Source organism: Blastococcus sp. CCUG 61487, from assembly GCF_005222955.1.
GTDB lineage: Bacteria > Actinomycetota > Actinomycetes > Mycobacteriales > Geodermatophilaceae > Blastococcus.
Window position 1 is genome coordinate 1 of record NZ_LWUA01000145.1, and the last position, 390, is coordinate 390.

The 390-nt window shown below is 80.5% G+C and carries 1 protein-coding gene; it reads right to left on the reverse strand.

Annotation, left to right across the window (positions count from 1 at the left end):
• Nucleotides 1-138: 138 nt before the first annotated feature.
• A partial coding sequence (locus A6V29_RS08645) for a hypothetical protein (protein WP_212719159.1) occupies nucleotides 139-390 on the reverse strand: 252 nt, incomplete at its 5' end.

Here is a 390-nt window from a genome sequence, read left to right on the forward strand (position 1 = left end):
CTGGCGGTGACCGGGGGTGCGGTGCGGGCCCGGGTCGTCCGGCTGCTGGAGCCGCCCGCGCCGCTGCCGCCGGCCGCCCGCGTCGGCGCGCTGCTCGCGGCCGGACTGCTGCTCCTCCTGCCGACGGCCCTGCTGCTGCTACCGGCCCTCTGAGCCCGCCGCCGCGCGTGCGGCCAGCGCGGAGCCCAGCGCGACCGCGCCGCTGACCAGCGCTGCCCGCCGGTACCGGGGGAGTGCCAGCAGCGGCACCATGCTCGCGGCGTGCAGGGCCTCCAGCCCGGCCGTCGCGCGGAGGACCGCGGGTTCGGGACGGCGGAGCACCGCGAGGTGCTGCACCACCAGGCGAGCGCCGAGCAGCCGCACGACCCAGCGGCGTTCCCGCGGGAACGC